Raw genomic sequence first — 17,593 nt, 5'->3', positions numbered from 1 at the left:
TTTTTCTTCACTTAATGGGACAATTAAGTATTTTTCTAGGCAAACCCCGATGAACCAGCGGTTTAACAATTAATTAAAATCAATACTATTTTTAATTTATTGATTTGTTATTACTTGTTATGTATTAATTTAATTAACATATTATTTAAATACAAATCAAAGAGCATTTGAAAAGTTTTTTTATTATTTCATTTGCACAATTCATCCACAACCTTAAGAGGTTATGGTATTCTTGTGTTTGTTAGATAAAAATTTAACTTATAAGATTGAAACTATCAGTTTTGCAAGAGGAATGGTTAAATAAACTTCGATAACGGCTGCAATAGCCATTAAAATTGAAGCTATTATCAATAGAATAAAAGCTTGATTTAATTTATCAGAACTATCATCAAATGCTGCCTTAAAACATTTCTTAAGGGATTCATCCTCCTGGCCCCAAAGGGATTTTAAGAATCTGTATAAAAAATTAAACAAAACGAATCCGCCGGCACAAGCCAGAATGCATGATGAAAACTCAAAAATACCGTGCGGAAGAATTAGAAGCAACGTATAAAATAGATTATTTGAAGATGCAATGTAAAATCCGACGAAAAATCCATTGTAAGCCAACACTATTGCGGAAAAACAGAATGTCAACCCATAAATGAACATCTTCAATACAATTCCGATATTGTTAGAAAAGATATCTACAAAAGTTAACTTTATTTCTCCGGTTTGTACCTTTTGAGACAAATCCTCAACTACAGGAGTTAAAATACTATTCAAATACTGCTTGAAAGCAAATCCAAAAATGAAAGAAAATAGAAATATGGCTATTGATGCATAAATAGCCAGCTTATTCTCACTAAATGATTTCTTGATTTCATTTATCATTATATCAGTGTTTTAGCTATTTCACGAGCTTCAACTTGTTTATCCTTCAACTCATCGAAGAACTCTTCCATCAGCTCTGCGGTTCTGACTTTACAGTCCCCACAGCGCAAAGTTCCATTCAGACACTCAGTCCTGATTTTTTTAAGCTCTTCATCATCATCAATTAAGTGGTAAAGCAGCATTTCATAAATAACGCATTTGTCCACATCCCCGCCTAATTCCTTTTGTTCTTTTAAAGTTTCTCTTCCACCAGTTTTAGCAGTCTTGACCTTTTTTGCAGCCTCTTTTGGACTGTCATTAAGGTATATTGCAGTTGAAGGTTTTGAACTGCTCATCTTATCTCCAGTCAATCCTGTCAAAAATCTATGATATGTGGAAGCGGGAGTTAAAAATCCCAGATCTTCATTAAGCTTTTGGGCAATGTCCCTTGTAAGCCTAATGTGCGGGTCCTGGTCAATTCCCACGGGAACAACAACCTTTTTTGGACCTCCAAACTCTTCTATTTGTGGAAGCAATATGTCTGCAACCTGAACCAATGGAGCTTGAACATGAGCAATGTTTGTTGAAGGTGTAAAACCATAAATAGCTTTCAATTGATTGAAATTAGTTTTGCTTGAAGCTTTGAATGCCAAATCTTGCAATGACTTATTTTGAGATTGAAGGTATACGTTTACGTTATCCTTTTCAAGGTCAAGGCCTAATGCAATCCAGTTGGTTAAATATTCATCGACGGCAATCTGACGACCCTTTTCAAAGCTCATTCCACGAGCGGCATAGGATTCCAGGTCTGCAATTGGAAGGGACAGCATTGCACCTTTTTCCTGATACCATTTCAATTGGTCGACGACCATTTTATGGCCTATATGCATTTGGCCACTTGGCATCATTCCTGTTACAACCGCAAAATCCTTGTTCTGATTAATCAAATTATTGATTTCATTGAATTCCCTGTGACCGAAAATTACTCCCCTTTTCATCAATCTTTGAGGGTTTTTAATCTCATCGATTATATCTGAAACCTTGCCAATACCGAACTGATTAACTAACTTATCATAATCTAGGCTAAATGATGCCCATGGATCAATTAAATTTTCCACATTTTCACCTTCAAACATGTTATTTTAAATATACGATTAATAATTATAATATTAAATAAAGAATCATGTAAAAATATAATAAATCTCTTTAATTAAAACTATGGCCTTGTCCATTCAACATTATAATAGGTGATATCAAAATCATCGTCGACAATTGCCAAGAGAAGTTTCTTATTAACCCCATGTGAAACCCTGACATAACTTGCAAAATCAAGAGCATTGATATCATAGTTTTCAAAAATTATCTTTACCAGATAATCAGAATGTCCCTGACCTGGAGACCTGCCCCTATCATACAATCTAAATTCCGAACCGTATTTAAATCCGGTTTTTATAATATATCCACGGTCTTTTAAATCACGATAAACAACATATTTCGCATAATTATCCTGTTCTTTCAGGATATCTATCAAATAGCCAATGCTGCACTCAACATCATCTTCATAAATATTTAAACGTTCCTTCTCTAACAGATAGCATGCTTCAATTAAAGAAAGGTTTAAGCAATCCGCTTCGATTTTACCGAATTTACTTTTTTCATGTAAAGCGATTGGTCTTTTACTACCCTCCTCAATTTTGACAGATACTATTTCATTAGATAAATTCCCACGCATTAAAACACCGCAAAAAGAAATAAATTATATTTAATGCTATTAATTTTGAAATAAATATTATATAAATATTTGTAAAAAAAGAAAAAAGAAAGTTAAATTCTAATAAAAATATTATTAGCCATATCCAATGGAATATTTAACTCTTCACCGTCAATATTAACTAGATAATGATTACCTATGCGATTGTCATTGAATTCATAGATTAAGTGTGAACCTACTTTAATCCCCCTATCGGCAATCTCATCTAGAAGGTCATTGCTACCACGGATGAAAGATATTATGCCTTCAGTGTTTGAAGTCAACTCGGAAATACATAACAAATTAAATTTTCTGTTCATTACCTGATCGAAGTCCTTTTGAGAATAGCATTCATGACAGCTTTCAAAATCAAAATTACAAGCAGGAATTATATTATTGTCAGGGCATAAATCAGGATTGTTTAACATGGTGCACAAAGCCCTTTCAGCCTCATCAGACAAGGTATGCTCCATTTCACAGGCTTGCTCGTGAATATTTTCCTCTTTGATTTTTAAAATATCCATTAAGAACTTTTCTAAAATCCTATGTTTTCTAGTAATTTTTTGAGCTATGTTCATACCTTCATCAGTTAAAGTAGCTCCTTTATAAGGAGTATACTCAATATAACCCAAATTTTCTAATTTCTTAAGCATTTGAGTTACGCTACCTGGTGCAATTCCAAGCTCTTTTGAAAGAGTTGTTGTTGAAACCTGTTCCCCATTGCTTCCATTACGATAGAGAACTTCTAAATATTCTTCAATATTTTCACTAATTTTATCATCAGCCACGAAAATCACCAAATATTTATAGACATTTACAGTTATGTCAATGAAAGTATAAAAAAGTTTTGGTATGCCTAAATATTTTTAGTGAAATAATTAAAAAAAAGAAAATTCGTTAATATAAAATTTAATTTTATGATTATTTAAATCTTTTCAAAAAAAGAAATAAAAAAGGATAGATAATTAGAATGACAAACTAGCGTAAATTCCATTTAAAGTAAATGAATTTGTATTCCAATTAGCTACGTTTCCTAATGAATTTCTTGAGCTTGTAGCGTCCGCAACATACCATTGTCCATTAATCAATACCTGAGTCCAAACGTGGCCATAAGTACTTCCGCTTGTAAATTTACAAGTTCCATGAACATATCTTGCTGCTAAACCTGCAGTTCTAAACATTGCAACCAATAAATGGGAATGATCAACACAATTACCTGTCTTGGAAGTTAAAGTTCCTAAAGCTCCATATCTAGTATTGTAATAGAAACTATATGAAGTAGTGTCCCTTACATAATTATAAATAGCTTGAGCTTTCGCTAAATCAGTGGTTAAACCTGAAGTAAGTGAACTTACTAATGATTTAAATTGATCACTATTCACTTGGCAATTTGTGGATGCTTTCAAGTAAGCTGAGAGGTCAGTAACAGTATTTTTCTCATTTAATCCTGAACCGCTATCAGAAGAACTGCCTCCACCGTTATGCTGTACATAATTGATTACAACATAATTCGGCAATGCATTATTAGTGTTATAATAGGCCAATACTCTGGAAAATGCATCAACTAACTCATAATAAATGATTTTGCCTACGCTAGATGAAGCGTAATTAGGTGCTGCATTATTAGTTTTAATGAAATCAGCGACATTCTTGGCTACATCAGTGTAATTTCCTTTGGTTAACTGTTTTGAGGAAACGTTATCCCCACTAGGTGATAAAGGATCACTTACACCAGTAATATAAGCAATATTTGAGTTATTTGAATTTCCAATTTGATAAATGGCTTGACTCATTAAATACAAGAATTCTGATGTGGAAAATGTAATTCCAGCAATAGTGACAGTATTTGGAAGTCTGCCATTGTTTGTATAGAATGTTTTCAGATTGGTAGCTCCAGTTAGAATGTCCTTAATTGAAACTGTTTTGCTAACAGGGGTTGGAGTTGGAGTTGGAGTCGGAGTTGGATCTGGTGTACTGGAATTAGACTTAGAAATCTGACTAATTGTCACATAATTAGGCAATTGTGAATTAGTCTTGTAATAAGCTAAAATTCTGGAGAATGCATCAACCAGATTCTCATACTTTATATTTCCCAATGCTGAAGTTGCGTAATTAGGTGCCTGCTTATTAGTTGAAATGTAATTGCTTAATCTAGTAGCCAAATCAAGATAAGAGGTTTTATTCAACTTACCTTCGGAATCACCTGCAGATTTCAAAGGTGAAGCTGCAGATAAAACTGAAATTGCAGAAGTTTTTCCTGAATTAATATTTTCCACTGCCTTAGCCATCATGTATAAGAACTGGGAAGTGGAATAAGTTACTCCGCCGACACTAACAGTTGAAGGAACAGCACCAGTGGATGAAATAGTGTTTTTCAAGTTAACCGCCGCAGTTAAGATATTCGCAAGAGTTGCAGTTTTAGTGTCAGTTGGGTCAGTTGTCTTGCCGTCCAATGACTTGAAGTCAACAAAGTTTGTCAAACCCCATCTGAATATGACAACTCCATCTGCCTTTGCAGCCACTGCATTTTGGGCATCATTGGTAATGTCAGTCAAGGATAATTTTGTCACATTGCTGTCAGAGACATATCCTTGTAGGCCTACCCAAATTTCAGCGCCTTTGGAATTGTCAACAAACCATTTGGTTGTGGTGGAAATCCATGAAGCTGTTTTTCCATAATTACCTTTATACACCATAGGAATGATGACATCTGTGCAGGCACTGAGTGCAGTTATATTTTGACCATAAGATTTAATATTGCTTGTAGTTTCCGGCATGACCGCACATGAAACGATGAGACTAGGATTTACGGAGTGAACAGCATCACTGACCAATTTTGTAAATTGAGTGATAGCATCAGTACCTCCAGTGGTCTTGTATGCAGTACCAGGATATCTTAAGTAGTCCAAGTGAACTCCAGATATTCCTTTTATAGATGCGTATTTTTTAGCTTCAGCTACTTTTTGATTGAAGTAGGAAGTGTAAATAGATCCATCTTTAATAGGATTCACCCAAGTATTGTTACTATAAAACGCTTGCATCCAGATATGAACCCTTATTCCATAACTATTTGCAGATGCAATCCATGACTCGACAGCGGATTGGCCGTATGTATTAATTGCATAATAATTCAAGAACAGATCAGTGGTTCCTTTTGAAGCCAAAGTGCTTAAACTAACGCTTTTCATATCAGAACCGAAAACCCAGTACCCATTTCCATTTAAGGACTTGCTTTTAGTAACGGTAACCTTTGTACTTCCGCTGCTTGAAATGTATCCTGAATCGGAACTTGCTTCAAATTTATATGAAATATCATAGTTTCCAGCGCCGACATATACCTTGAATGAAGCATAACCGGAAGAATCTGTATTAACTGAATATTTTTTGGAATTTATGAATAAATTAACAGTTTTTCCAGCCAATGCCTTTTTATTTGAATCCAACAATAAAACTTTAAAAGTTTGTGAACCTGAAGTGAAAGAGGTTCCGCTTTTCCATGTTAAAGAAGTAGCAACCCTATCTTTAACAGTGATTTGAGAAGAACCGCTTGCAGCATTGAATTTTGAATCTCCATTGAACTTATATGAAATTGTATATTTACCTGAAGCTAAAGTGATAGGTAAAGATGCAATACCATTGCTGTCAGTGGTTTTAGTATAAGTTTTACCATTGACAGTGAAAATTACTTCTTTATTCTCTAAAGGAACAGTATCTGCGGTCAGTGCAACTTTAAATGGAGCATTATCCCCATTAATGAAATCAGTTGTGCTTTTAACTGTAAATTTAGTATTTTTACTACTAATAATACAAACGGAACCTGATGCACTTGATGCTTTGTAGAAACTGTTTCCATCAAATGAACATTTAACAGTGTAAACCCCAACACCTAATGAACTAGGCAAACTAAGAGAAGCCACACCATTACTATTAGTCTTTGCAGTATAAGTTTTACCATTTATAGTGAATTTGATAACCTTACCAGAGCCAGGCGCATAGCCTAAACCATTAAGTAAAGTTGCTTTAATAGTTTTACTATCACTTTTAAAGAAAGTATAATTGCTAGTTGTTAATGATGAAGTGGTGGATCTTACTACCTTAACAGTATTAGTTAATGACAAACCATCTGTATTATATGAAATCATCTTATATGTACCTACATTAAGATTATACATTGTAAGAGTGGCCACACCATTACTATTTGTCTTTTTGGTGTAAGTCTTACCATTAATCTTAAACTTAACATTCTTGTTAGCCAGTGGTTTACCATTACTGTTTAAAAATGTGGCAGTGAAAGCCCTACCATCAGTATAAACCTTAGTAACATCATTTGCCTTAATAGTTGATAGAATTTTAAATGTAGTATTTAATTTATAATTTGTAACCGGGTTAACAGCAACAATCTTATAAGTACCTGGTTTTAAATTAACATCAACAGAAGCAACACCATTTGAATTAGTCTTTTTAGTATAGCTAACCCCATTTACAGTGATTTTGACATTCTTATTTGCCAAAACTTTTCCATACATATCTGTAAATGTTGCAGTGTATTTTGTGCTTCCTTTATAATATTTAGTAATATCACTTGCTTTGATAGTGTCTGAAAGTTGAACAGTAGAAACATTACTAGCCGCCCCATATACTTCATTACCAGAAGAAGACACAGCAAGTCTAGTAACCCCAATAGTACTATCTCCAAGAGAATTACTCATCGTGTTAGTTGATAAAGTATTTGAATTTTCAGATCCTAAAACTTCTTCACTTGATAGAGAAACTTTAGATGAATCATTATCAACACTTGAATAACTATATACAGAACTTTCTGATGAATCAGCAGTTTGCTCTAATGGGACTGATACATCTGATGTGTCATCTACTAAGCTAGTAGTATACGAATCTGTAACATTTACTTCACTAGCAGAAATAGCGCTAACAGAAAAAATGACTGCAAACACTAAAAAAACAGTGAGTAATAATTGTTTGTTCAAAATAATTTACCTCCATAACAATTTTTTAAACATCTGTGAGTTTATAAATCTCACTTCATCATTATTTATTACAAATATGTTATATAAACCTTTTTATTTAGAAAAAAGGATTATACTCTTTTATTTTTTAAAAATAAGTTTAAAACTTTATGAAAATAGGAAGTTAAGTAAAATTATACTTAAATATGGCTCTAAAAGGATTAAACCATATGGATTTATATTTTAAGTAAAGTAACTATATTAAAGTATAAATCATAATTGAATTAGTTATTATATAAAATAACATATAATTAAAAGCTATATAAAGAAAAAACATAGATTTAAGTTTAGTTAGAATAAAAAACAATTAGTTTAATAGAGTATAATTAAAAATAAGCAATTATAATCAAAAAAAGAAAAAAGATGTAAAATTTTTAAAAAGTTTACATCATTGGAGGCATTCCGCCGCCCATACCAGGTGCTGGTGGCATTGGTGGCATACCACTTGCATCATTACCAGACTCATCAGGTCCGGTAGAATTCAATGCATTTCTTGCAGCAATCATATCATCAATACGTAAAATCATTTCACATGCTTCGCCAGCTGATTGAAGTGCTTGGATCTTAACTCTTAAAGGTTCAATAACTCCAGCATCCTTCATATCAACCACTTCACCAGTGAATACGTTAATGCCTATGAATTTGGATTCTTCGTGAGCTGCCTTTAAATCAGCAATCAGGTTAATTGTGTCTAAACCTGCATTTTCAATTAAGGTTCTTGGAATAACTTCTAAAGCTTCAGCGAATTTTAAAATTGCCAATTGCTCTCTTCCACTTACAGATTCACCATAATCTCTTAACTGTTTGACCAAATCAATTTCACAAGCTCCTCCGCCAATGAGAACTTTACCTTCTTCAATGGTTGCGGCAACCACGCCTAAAGCGTCATCGATTGCTCTGGAGATTTGTTCTGTTACATAACGGGTACTGCCTCTTAAGACAATGGAAGAGGCTTTCGGATTTTCACATTCTTCAATGAAAGTCAATTCATGGTCAAATAACTTATCAAGATATACATGGCCTGCAACACCTAATTTCTCTTCAGATAAATCCTCGATATCAGTTACAAGCTTAGCTCCAGTGGCTTTGGAAATTCTTTCAATGTCTGATTTTTTAACTCTTTTATAAGCCATGATCCCTGCCTTTTTCAGGTAATGTTCTGCCATATCATCAATACCTTTTTGACAGAATAATACATTAGCGCCGGAATCAAGAACCTTATTGACCAAATCCTTAATCATTTGCTCTTCTTGGTTTAAGAAAGCTTCAAACTGATCAGGACTGGTAATGTCAATCTTAGCTTCTGTGTTGATATCTTTCAATTCAATAGGATATTTGACAATAGCAATCTTTGCATCTTTAACATCTTTCGGCATGTTTTTTGATAAAGGAGCTTTATCGATTACAATACCCTCTGCTAAAAATGAATCCTCAACAGAATCGCCTGAAACTCTTTGTATATTGATGTTGTCAATTTCGGATTTTCCGTCTTCCTCGATTCTTAAGGCCGCTTCCACAACTAATTCTGCCAAATGTTCTTTTGCATAATCGGAACCTTTACCGCTCATTGCAGTTACAGCCACTTTTTTAAGAGTATCCTTATCATCTGCATCTATTGCGATGTCTTTTAAAAGTTCAACAGCCTTTGCGGTTGCATTTCTGAATCCTTTAACAACAACAGAAGTTGCAATACCGTCATCTAATAATTCTTCAGCTTTGCTTAATAATTCACCTGCTATAACAACAACAGAGGTTGTTCCATCACCGACAATGTCCTCTTGTTTTTTAGCGGTTTCTACAAGCATTCTAGCTGCAGGTTGGTTAATTTCCATTTCTCTCATGATAGTCGCACCATCATTGGTGACAGTGACGTCGCCTAATGAGTTAACTAACATTTTGTCCATACCTTTAGGGCCTAAAGTAGTTCTTACAATGCCTGCTAATACTTTAGCGGCTGTGATATTCATTCTTAAAGCATCTCTTTTTGAATATCTTTCAGTCCCCTCAGGAAGAATAAATACTGGTTGATTTGCCATTTCATAATCACCTTTAATTTTCTAATAACATAATATAAAAATAAGTTTTTTATACATATACTATATGGGTTAGAGGTAATATAAAAAGATTACCTATTAAAATAACTTTAGGTGTGTTAATGTACGAAGAGATAATAGACGAAATTAAAGCTAATTTGGGCCAAAACAAGGATTTAAATAGAAAATATCTGTCCGCACAAATCGAGAAGTATAAAGACCATCCCTACAACAAGGAGATAATACGCGAAGTATCCCGAATGATGTGGGATTGCCTAAGTGATGAAGAAAAAGAAGAGTTTGTTAACATATCCGAAAATGAAAATCCGATAATGGACCTCCTAAACAAGATTTCAGAATATATTGAAGTCGGAGACTACAAGAAAGCTTTAATTGAACTTGATGGGTTTATGGAAAGTTTTCCTGGAATGTTTGAAGACGACAAAGTCAGCGAATACCATAGCTTCACCAATCCATTAGAAGAGATATTGTTCAGAAAATATGTCGGCGCTGAAAAAGAAGTCAGACTCATACCTGACAATAAACCCCTGCTTGATTTATATTATATCTACGGATTTTTACTTTTTGAAGACAATCGGCTGAAAGAGGCAGAAGAAAGTTTAAAGAAGGCCAAAAAGATAAACCCCGTTTCCGCCAGAGTCATATTGGAATTAAGTGAAATCTACAAAACCCGTACTCCCAGCTTCAATAAGTTTTTCATGTACACGACAGAAGCTTTAACATACTCCTACTATCCGCAGGACATAGCAAGATGCTATAGGAACTTGGGTTACTTCTATATTGAAGAAAACGACTTGAATGCGGCTGTTGCACTATTCAAATACAGTATGACATTTGAAATGAACGTGATGGCCTACAGTGAACTGCATTACATCGAGACAAAAGGCCATGACACTAATTTAAGCATAGAGGAATCCATTAAAATAATCGAAGAAAAGAACATACAGCTTGGCGTCAATCCATTCATTTTAACCACCCTCAACGAACTGGCAGAAGAATATGAAAAAAATATGCTGTACAACCAGTCATTATACTTTTATGAAATTATTTACAATCTAACAAAAGATGAAAAGATTGATGAAAAGATTAAAAATATATCCTCAGTAATAAAATATTAAATAATATATAATATATATAATATTATAGGTGATTTTAAATGTGTTCAAGCGGAGGGCCAATGGCCGACATTGATTTGGCAAAATTGAAAACTAAAAAATATCGTTGCAAAGACTGTGGAAATACCTTTAAAGGTCTTGGAAAAAAGGTAGTTTGTCCATCCTGTCAAAGCGACAATGTTGAACTTGCAGAGTAAATTTATTTACTCTACTTTTTTTATTTTTGTGATAAAATGGATATTGATTTTGAAAATGACGAGATTCTATTTCTTGAAGGCGAAACCGGAATTGTTGGTGTCATTAAGGTAGCATATGAAAATAAGATGTTATTTATCGCAACACAAGATAATGAAGAAATAGTGCAATTTTTAGAATCAGACGATATCATAGCCGTGTCCAACTTCAAAAAGGACAGGCGTGCCATACGCTCACAGGCATATCTAAGCCGGGAAGAGTCATCCCCAATAGTGATTTTAAATAAAGACCATCCCTCAACAAAACGACTTGAAACAGTCCTGTCAATAGGCGATCAGGTAAACTTAAACTGCAATATCATTCCCGGAACCCACCCCGAACAAAATGTATTGTGTTCCTGCGACAGCCTATCCGGCCTTGAAATTACAAAAACACCAACAGGCGTCAGATTGAATAAAGACTTTGATAATTATTCCATTGAGAAATTTTAGGTTAAATAATGATATTCATTGACTCTTTTTACACATTTTTAGGCAAATTAGTGGTTTTACTAATTATTGTAATCGCAATACTGTTCATTGCAGTTTTAATTCTGGGATTGCTTGCACGAAAAAACAAAATAAAATTTCCAAGGTTCATACTCTTCGTTGTTGATCTGCTGTATTCACCGTTTAAAACCATTGCGAGTGTTTTGAAACTAAATGAACATTTTATTGATGATATGGCAATAAAGGTCAGGGATGATGTCAACAAAGAAAAATTTAGAGAAATTCCCGCTGAAAAAACTTTAATATTCCTGCCTCATTGCTTAAGGCATAGGGACTGTCCAGCAACACTTCAAAAAGAGGGACTCAACTGTACGGAATGCGGATTATGCTCCATAGGAGTCATCAAGAAAAAAGCAGAGCCATTAGGATATAAATTGTATATTGTGCCAGGTTCAAGTTTTGTTAAGAAGATAGTCATGGAAAATAAGTTTAAAGCTGTTCTCGGTGTGGCCTGCCATGAAGACTTAAATCAAATGATGATGTTATTGTCTGATTTTTACCCGCAAGGAGTTTTGCTTGAAAAAACAGGTTGTTTTGAAACAAGGGTAAATGTTAAAAAAGTATTTGAAAAAATAGATTCCAAATACTAGTTATACCAAAACATGAATGATTACCACCCAAATAGCAGAAAAGATTGCTCAAAAATGGACAAGTTTTCTAGTAAAAATTTACGTTCATCTAGCCTATTCCATCCAACAAAATACCTGGTAAATGATAGTATTTTGAAAGTAATGAGCAGTTTTTTAAATAATATAGGACAATTCTTTATTTTCATTAGCTATGTTAAAGATAACCACACCACTAACATAAACCAACATAGTTCATTCAGCCAGTATATACTTGACAATAAAGATGAATTGACCGATTCAGGCATTGCTGAAATAGTGAAAGAAATGATTAATTAGATTCATCATGAATGCAATGATGGCTCTTTTAAAATAGGTTCTGTCTAAAAAAAAGAATAGTTGTAGATGTTAGTGAAACATCTACTTAACAGTAATTTTTGGTTTTACAGTTTTAGCCTTGTAGTATGTGTTTCCTTTATAAGTAACTACTGCATTGAACTTACCTTTTTTGGTTAATTTGGTAAGTTTAAATGTAGCAACACCTTTGGAGTTGGTTTTTGCAGCATATGTTTTACCATTTACTTTTAAATACACGTTAGTGTTTTTTATGGCTTGTTTTTTGTTGGTTTTTAAGGTTATTGCATATTTTTTGGTTTTTGTTTTTACTTTGAATGTTTTTGATTTGGCAGATATTTTTGGGGTTGCTTTTTTAACAACAACTACATCAGCAGTCTCGGATTCAATATAATAACTATTTCCTTTAAACTTAATTTTAGCAACATAAGTTTTTGGAATTAACTTTTGAACAGATACGTTAATTTGGCCTTTTTCATCAGTGGTGTAATATTTAACACTTCCCAAATCAACGGATACTGAAATGTTTTGTATAGGATTGCCGTCACCATCTTTTAGGGAAATAATTAACTTCTTATTGACATTATAAGTTGCTGTAACATTATTTGCAGTTAACTTGGTTGTAATTTTATTAACAACAACTGCAGTTTCTACAGTGGAACTCTTATGATATTTGTCATCAAGACTGATTTTGGCAATATAGCTTCCAGGAGTGATGCTGTTGGAAGGTATTGTTATTTGACCTTTTTCATCAGTTGTGTATTTTTTGACACTATCCAATTCAACAGACACTGTTACATTTGCTATAGGATTGTCATCACTGTCTGATAATTTAATAATTAAATCTTCATTAATGCCATATGTTGTTGCAACTGAATTTGCAGTCAATTTGGATTCAATTTTATTAATGAGAACTGAAGTTTCTATAGCGGATGCAATATAGTATTCTGCATCAAAACTGATTTTAGCAACGTATTTGCCGGGAGTCATGTTTTGGATTGGTATTATTATTTGGCCGGTTTCATCGGTAGTGTAGTTTTTGATACCGTCCAAGTCAACAGATACTGAAGCATTCATTATAGGAACATGATCACCATCTTTTAGAGTAATAAACAAATTTTCATTGACACCATAATCTGTTTCGACTGCATCTGCTGTTAATGTAGTTTCAATTTTTTCAATGTTGATATAAATTTCATTGCTTGAACCTGTATAATAATCATTTTCGCTAAATTCAATCATGACAGTATGGTTGCCGGGAGTCAAGCCATAAGTAGATAATATTATTTCACCATCTTCATCTGTTGTGTAGTTTTCAACACCGCCCAAGTCAACAGATAATGGAGCATTTGTTATAGGACTCCCATCAATATCTTTTAAGTAAACAATGGAAAAAACGCCACTGTTATAAGTTGTTTCAACTGACTTTGCTATTATTTGTGTAGCTGACTTTTTAACTTCAACTATTGTTTCCATATCGCATCCAAAACAATAATCATCTTCACCAAAGTGAATTTTTGCAATGTATGTGCCCGGTGCAAGTTTGCTTGTTGAAACGTTGATTTGACCCTCATTATCTGTAGTGTAGTTTTCAACACCATTCAAGTCAACAGATACTTGAACATCATTTATAGGATTTCCATGATTATCCTTTAAGATAACGATTAAATCATTGTTTTCACCATATTTTGTTGACACTCTATTTGCAGTTAATTGGGTTGTGCACTTGACGACTGTTAATTTTGCAGTGGCATTTGATTCGGAATAAATTTCATTTCCGCCAAAAGAAACATCGACAGGATAAGTTCCCGGAGCAAAAGCTGCAGTGGATACTTTAATTTGACCTTTTGAGTCAGTGTTGTACTCCTTAGTGCCATTTAAATTAACTGATAATTTGACGTTTTTCAAAGGATTTCCCAAATCATCATTTATGGAAATTATCATTGTTTTATCATTTTCATAAATGTTGAATTTAATTTGACCATTCTCATCAGTTGTGAATTCTTTAGTTCCATTCAAATCAAGCACAATTGAAACGTTGCCTGCAGGATTGCCGTCATCATCATTTATGATGATTACATAATCCTTAGCAAAAATATATTCGTTTGTTAGTGAATCTACATTTATACTGGCGCCTATTTTATTGATGACAAGTGTTGTGGCAGTTTCTGATTCTTTATATAAATCATTTCCTTTAAATGTGACATTCACTTCATATGTATCAGGAGTTAAGTGTTCATGAGATATTTTGATTTGACCATTTTTATCTGTAGTGTACTTTTTACTTCCGCCGTCTAAATCAACAACTATTGAAGCTTCACGGATAGGATTGTCATAGCCATCAGTTAAAGTTATTGTGAGTTGTTTACCATCATTATATGTTGCAATCATTGTGTTTGCAATTAATTTGGTGAAGTCCTTTTGAATTATAACCTTGCCTGTTGATTTTGAGTTGTGATAAAACTCATTACCTTCAAATACAACATCAATAAGATAAGTGTCCGGAATTAATCCTTTAGGAGATATCTCAATTTGACCTTGTTTATCAGTTGTATAATTTTTAGTCCCGTTTAAATCAGCAGACAATGTAATATTTTTTATAGGCTTGTTTTTATTGTCATATAAACTAATTATAATTACATCATTGGAATTATAGGTTGTTACCAATGTGTTTGGCATTAACGTTACAGCTTGTTTATCAATGAAAATGGTACTGATTTTAATTGTTCTGTCATAGTTTATATTGTCAAAAGTGGCTTTTGCATTGTATGTGCCAGGTTTTAAATCTTTAATAGATATATTGATTTGTCCGTTTTCATCAGTAGTATAATCCTTAACAATATTCAAATCAACATTTACTGTGACATTAGATATCGGATTATTAAAATTATCTCTTAAAGTAATCACATAACTTTCATCTTCCCCATAAGTTGTGGAAATGTCATAAGTAGTCATGTTGACGATTGAATAGAAGGTAATATTCATAGAATAGACCTCTACTTCCGGTATATCCACAGCCCCAATTTCAATATGGTATTTACCAGATCTAGTCAAATTAACCATCCAATCATAAGAGGATAATGTATAAAATGTTTTATCATAATTATTAGGGCCAGTAGCATGAACATAAAGTTCATAATAGTTATAATTTTGTTGATCTATGGACAACATTATTGTTAAATTGTCTCTTCCATTAAACTCTGTTTTACCTTTAGAGTCTACAGTTATGTGTCCAACAGGTATTTCTGTTTCATAATCATAATAACTGCTAGCTATTTTTGTTTTACAAAGAACTCTTTTAGATTTAGCAGATATTGATCCTTGTTGCTTTGCGTCGTTGCCGACGAAAGTACAATTTTCAGCATAACCTCCGTGTATTGCACCTCCAAAGCCTTTTGCATAATTGCTCTCAAAGTAAGAATGATAAACATTCATGTCGAATGTTGCACCACCACCAGTCTCATCCCAATTACTATCATCAAGGGCTTCATTATATTTGAAAGTACAATATTGGGCTTTACAGTTTTCTCTTCCAGCATGCATTGCACCACCATTATCTGCAGAATTTTCTTCAAAAGTACAATTGGTTGCATTTCCCTTATAAATTGCACCGCCACAATCTGATGCATGATTTCCAGTGAAAATACAGTTTTCTACATCACCAACATGAATTGCTCCTCCGTCATTAGAAGAACTACAGTTTATAAAAACACAATTTTTTGCATCAAGGTAACGACCTGCACCGCCACCATCTGCGGAATTGGCAATGAATGTACAATTTTCAGCATAACCACTGTGCATTGCACCTCCGTGGTATGCTTTATTTCCTGTAAAATTACAGTTATAAGCATTACCATAACGGATTGCACCACCATCTTCGCCGTCTCCATCTAAAATATTTCTCTCAAAAGTACAATTGGTTGCATTTCCTTTATAAATTGCACCTCCCTCTCCACTTGCGGAGTTTTCAGTAAAATTACAGTTCACAGCAGAAGTATAATAAATCGCTCCTCCGCAGTCGGCAGCATGATTTTTAATAAATATGCAATTTTCAGCATAGGAATGTGATAATGCAGCACCGTCACCGTCATCGTGTGCGTAATTTGTATCGAATGTACAGTAGTAAGCGGCACCTCCAAACATTGCACCACCATCACCATCGTCATCATCGGTTTCTCTAACAACATTGTTTACAAACATACAATTTGTAGCTATTCCATTGTATATTCCTCCTCCTCTAAACGCTTCATTTCCTTTGAAATTACAGTCTGTTGCATTACCGTTGTATATTCCTCCACCATTATGGTTAACATGATTTCTGGTGAAAGTACAGTTCACTGCATTACCATTTGAAATAGCGGCACCATGATTGTCTGCTTTATTGTTTTCAAAAGTACATCCAACTGCATTACCTCCGTACATTGCAGCACCCTGGTCTTTAGCACCATTACCTGTGAAAATACAGTTTAAAGCATCACCAGTATGCATTCCTCCGCCGGCTTGACCTGCATAATTGTTGTCTGTAAAAGTACAGTTTATTGCATTACCGTTGTATATTCCTCCGCCACGATATTCAGCACAGTTTCCGGAGAAGGTACAGCCTTCTGTATTGACATTGTATACTGCACCACCATCACCATTTGCATAATTTTTGTTAAAAGTGCAGCCAATTGCTGTAGCGCTTCCACTAATGGCTCCACCGTTGCCTTCAGCATGACCATTGGTAAAAATGATATTTTTAAATACGACACCTGAACTTGTAACATTGAAAATTCTTGAAGTTTTGTTTGCATCGATTGTAAATCCGTTACCCTCAATGGTTATTTCTTTGGAGATTAAAATTCCCTCTTTGTTAAATCCGTCATCATAGGTATAATTATTTTCTAGTGTTATTGTTGAACTTGCATTTGCATTGTCAATTTTTCTTTGCAAGTCTGAAAATGTGCCTCCGTCAGGCTCCATTAGAGTGTTATCCTCACTTTGCCCTATTGCTTGAGTTTCCTCAATGCTGATGGCATCATTTGATTCTTTTAGGCTAATGAATTCTGTAGCATTGTCGGATGCGCTTACTACAGAAAGTGTTAATAAGCTTAAAAGAAATATTGAAAGAATTAAATATTTTTTATTAAACATTT

At 33.7% G+C, this 17,593-nt stretch carries 12 protein-coding genes; 5 read left to right on the top strand and 7 right to left on the bottom strand.

Annotated features, from left to right (window positions below; all coding sequences use genetic code 11):
• Positions 1–258: 258 nt before the first annotated feature.
• The 6 genes from IJE64_RS10555 to thsA all read right to left on the bottom strand — a co-directional run bounded on the left by IJE64_RS10555 (position 259) and on the right by thsA (position 9,662).
• Positions 259–873: a stage II sporulation protein M gene (locus tag IJE64_RS10555; RefSeq protein ID WP_292785610.1), complete on the bottom strand. Its 615-nt coding sequence runs from the start codon at positions 871–873 to the stop codon at positions 259–261.
• Positions 873–1,970: a tryptophan--tRNA ligase gene (locus IJE64_RS10550; RefSeq protein WP_394355599.1), complete on the bottom strand. Its 1,098-nt coding sequence runs from the start codon at positions 1,968–1,970 to the stop codon at positions 873–875. Before IJE64_RS10550 ends, IJE64_RS10555 begins: the two co-directional genes overlap by 1 nt.
• A gap of 98 nt (positions 1,971–2,068) precedes the next feature.
• Positions 2,069–2,584: a tRNA-intron lyase gene (gene endA / locus IJE64_RS10545; protein WP_292785608.1), complete on the bottom strand. Its 516-nt coding sequence runs from the start codon at positions 2,582–2,584 to the stop codon at positions 2,069–2,071.
• A gap of 92 nt (positions 2,585–2,676) precedes the next feature.
• Entirely contained in the window at positions 2,677–3,390 is a 714-nt protein-coding gene (locus IJE64_RS10540) for a metal-dependent transcriptional regulator (RefSeq protein WP_292785607.1), read from the bottom strand.
• Between the two features lie 177 nt (positions 3,391–3,567).
• On the bottom strand, positions 3,568–7,587 hold the full coding sequence (locus tag IJE64_RS10535; RefSeq protein WP_292785606.1) for a pseudomurein-binding repeat-containing protein: 4,020 nt from the start codon (positions 7,585–7,587) through the stop codon (positions 3,568–3,570).
• 422 nt (positions 7,588–8,009) lie between these two features.
• Complete coding sequence (gene thsA, locus IJE64_RS10530; protein ID WP_292785604.1) at positions 8,010–9,662, bottom strand: thermosome subunit alpha; 1,653 nt, start codon at positions 9,660–9,662, stop codon at positions 8,010–8,012.
• A 119-nt stretch (positions 9,663–9,781) separates the two neighbouring features.
• Here thsA and IJE64_RS10525 point away from each other — a divergent pair, with 119 nt between their 5' ends.
• Genes IJE64_RS10525 through IJE64_RS10505 form a run of 5 tightly spaced genes read left to right on the top strand, consistent with a single transcriptional unit; the run spans position 9,782 to position 12,443 of the window.
• Positions 9,782–10,798 carry a hypothetical protein gene (locus tag IJE64_RS10525; RefSeq protein ID WP_292785602.1) on the top strand — a complete coding sequence of 339 codons (1,017 nt, stop codon included), beginning with the start codon at positions 9,782–9,784 and terminating at the stop codon, positions 10,796–10,798.
• Positions 10,799–10,836: 38 nt separating this feature from the next.
• Positions 10,837–10,992 carry a hypothetical protein gene (locus tag IJE64_RS10520; protein WP_292785600.1) on the top strand — a complete coding sequence of 52 codons (156 nt, stop codon included), beginning with the start codon at positions 10,837–10,839 and terminating at the stop codon, positions 10,990–10,992.
• A 36-nt stretch (positions 10,993–11,028) separates the two neighbouring features.
• Positions 11,029–11,481 (top strand): hypothetical protein, encoded by a 453-nt coding sequence (locus IJE64_RS10515; RefSeq protein ID WP_292785598.1) that lies wholly within the window; start codon positions 11,029–11,031, stop codon positions 11,479–11,481.
• 8 nt (positions 11,482–11,489) lie between these two features.
• Positions 11,490–12,128, top strand: coding sequence for a DUF116 domain-containing protein (locus tag IJE64_RS10510; protein ID WP_292785596.1), 639 nt, complete (start codon positions 11,490–11,492; stop codon positions 12,126–12,128).
• A gap of 12 nt (positions 12,129–12,140) precedes the next feature.
• Entirely contained in the window at positions 12,141–12,443 is a 303-nt protein-coding gene (locus tag IJE64_RS10505) for a hypothetical protein (RefSeq protein WP_292785594.1), read from the top strand.
• Between the two features lie 81 nt (positions 12,444–12,524).
• Here IJE64_RS10505 and IJE64_RS10500 read toward each other — a convergent pair whose 3' ends face one another.
• Positions 12,525–17,591, bottom strand: coding sequence for a right-handed parallel beta-helix repeat-containing protein (locus IJE64_RS10500; RefSeq protein ID WP_292785593.1), 5,067 nt, complete (start codon positions 17,589–17,591; stop codon positions 12,525–12,527).
• Positions 17,592–17,593 lie beyond the last annotated feature (2 nt).

Source organism: Methanobrevibacter sp. (genome assembly GCF_017409525.1).
Taxonomy (GTDB): domain Archaea; phylum Methanobacteriota; class Methanobacteria; order Methanobacteriales; family Methanobacteriaceae; genus Methanocatella.
Note: the sequence above shows the minus strand (reverse complement) of the source record. Positions and strands in the feature narration are given on the sequence as shown.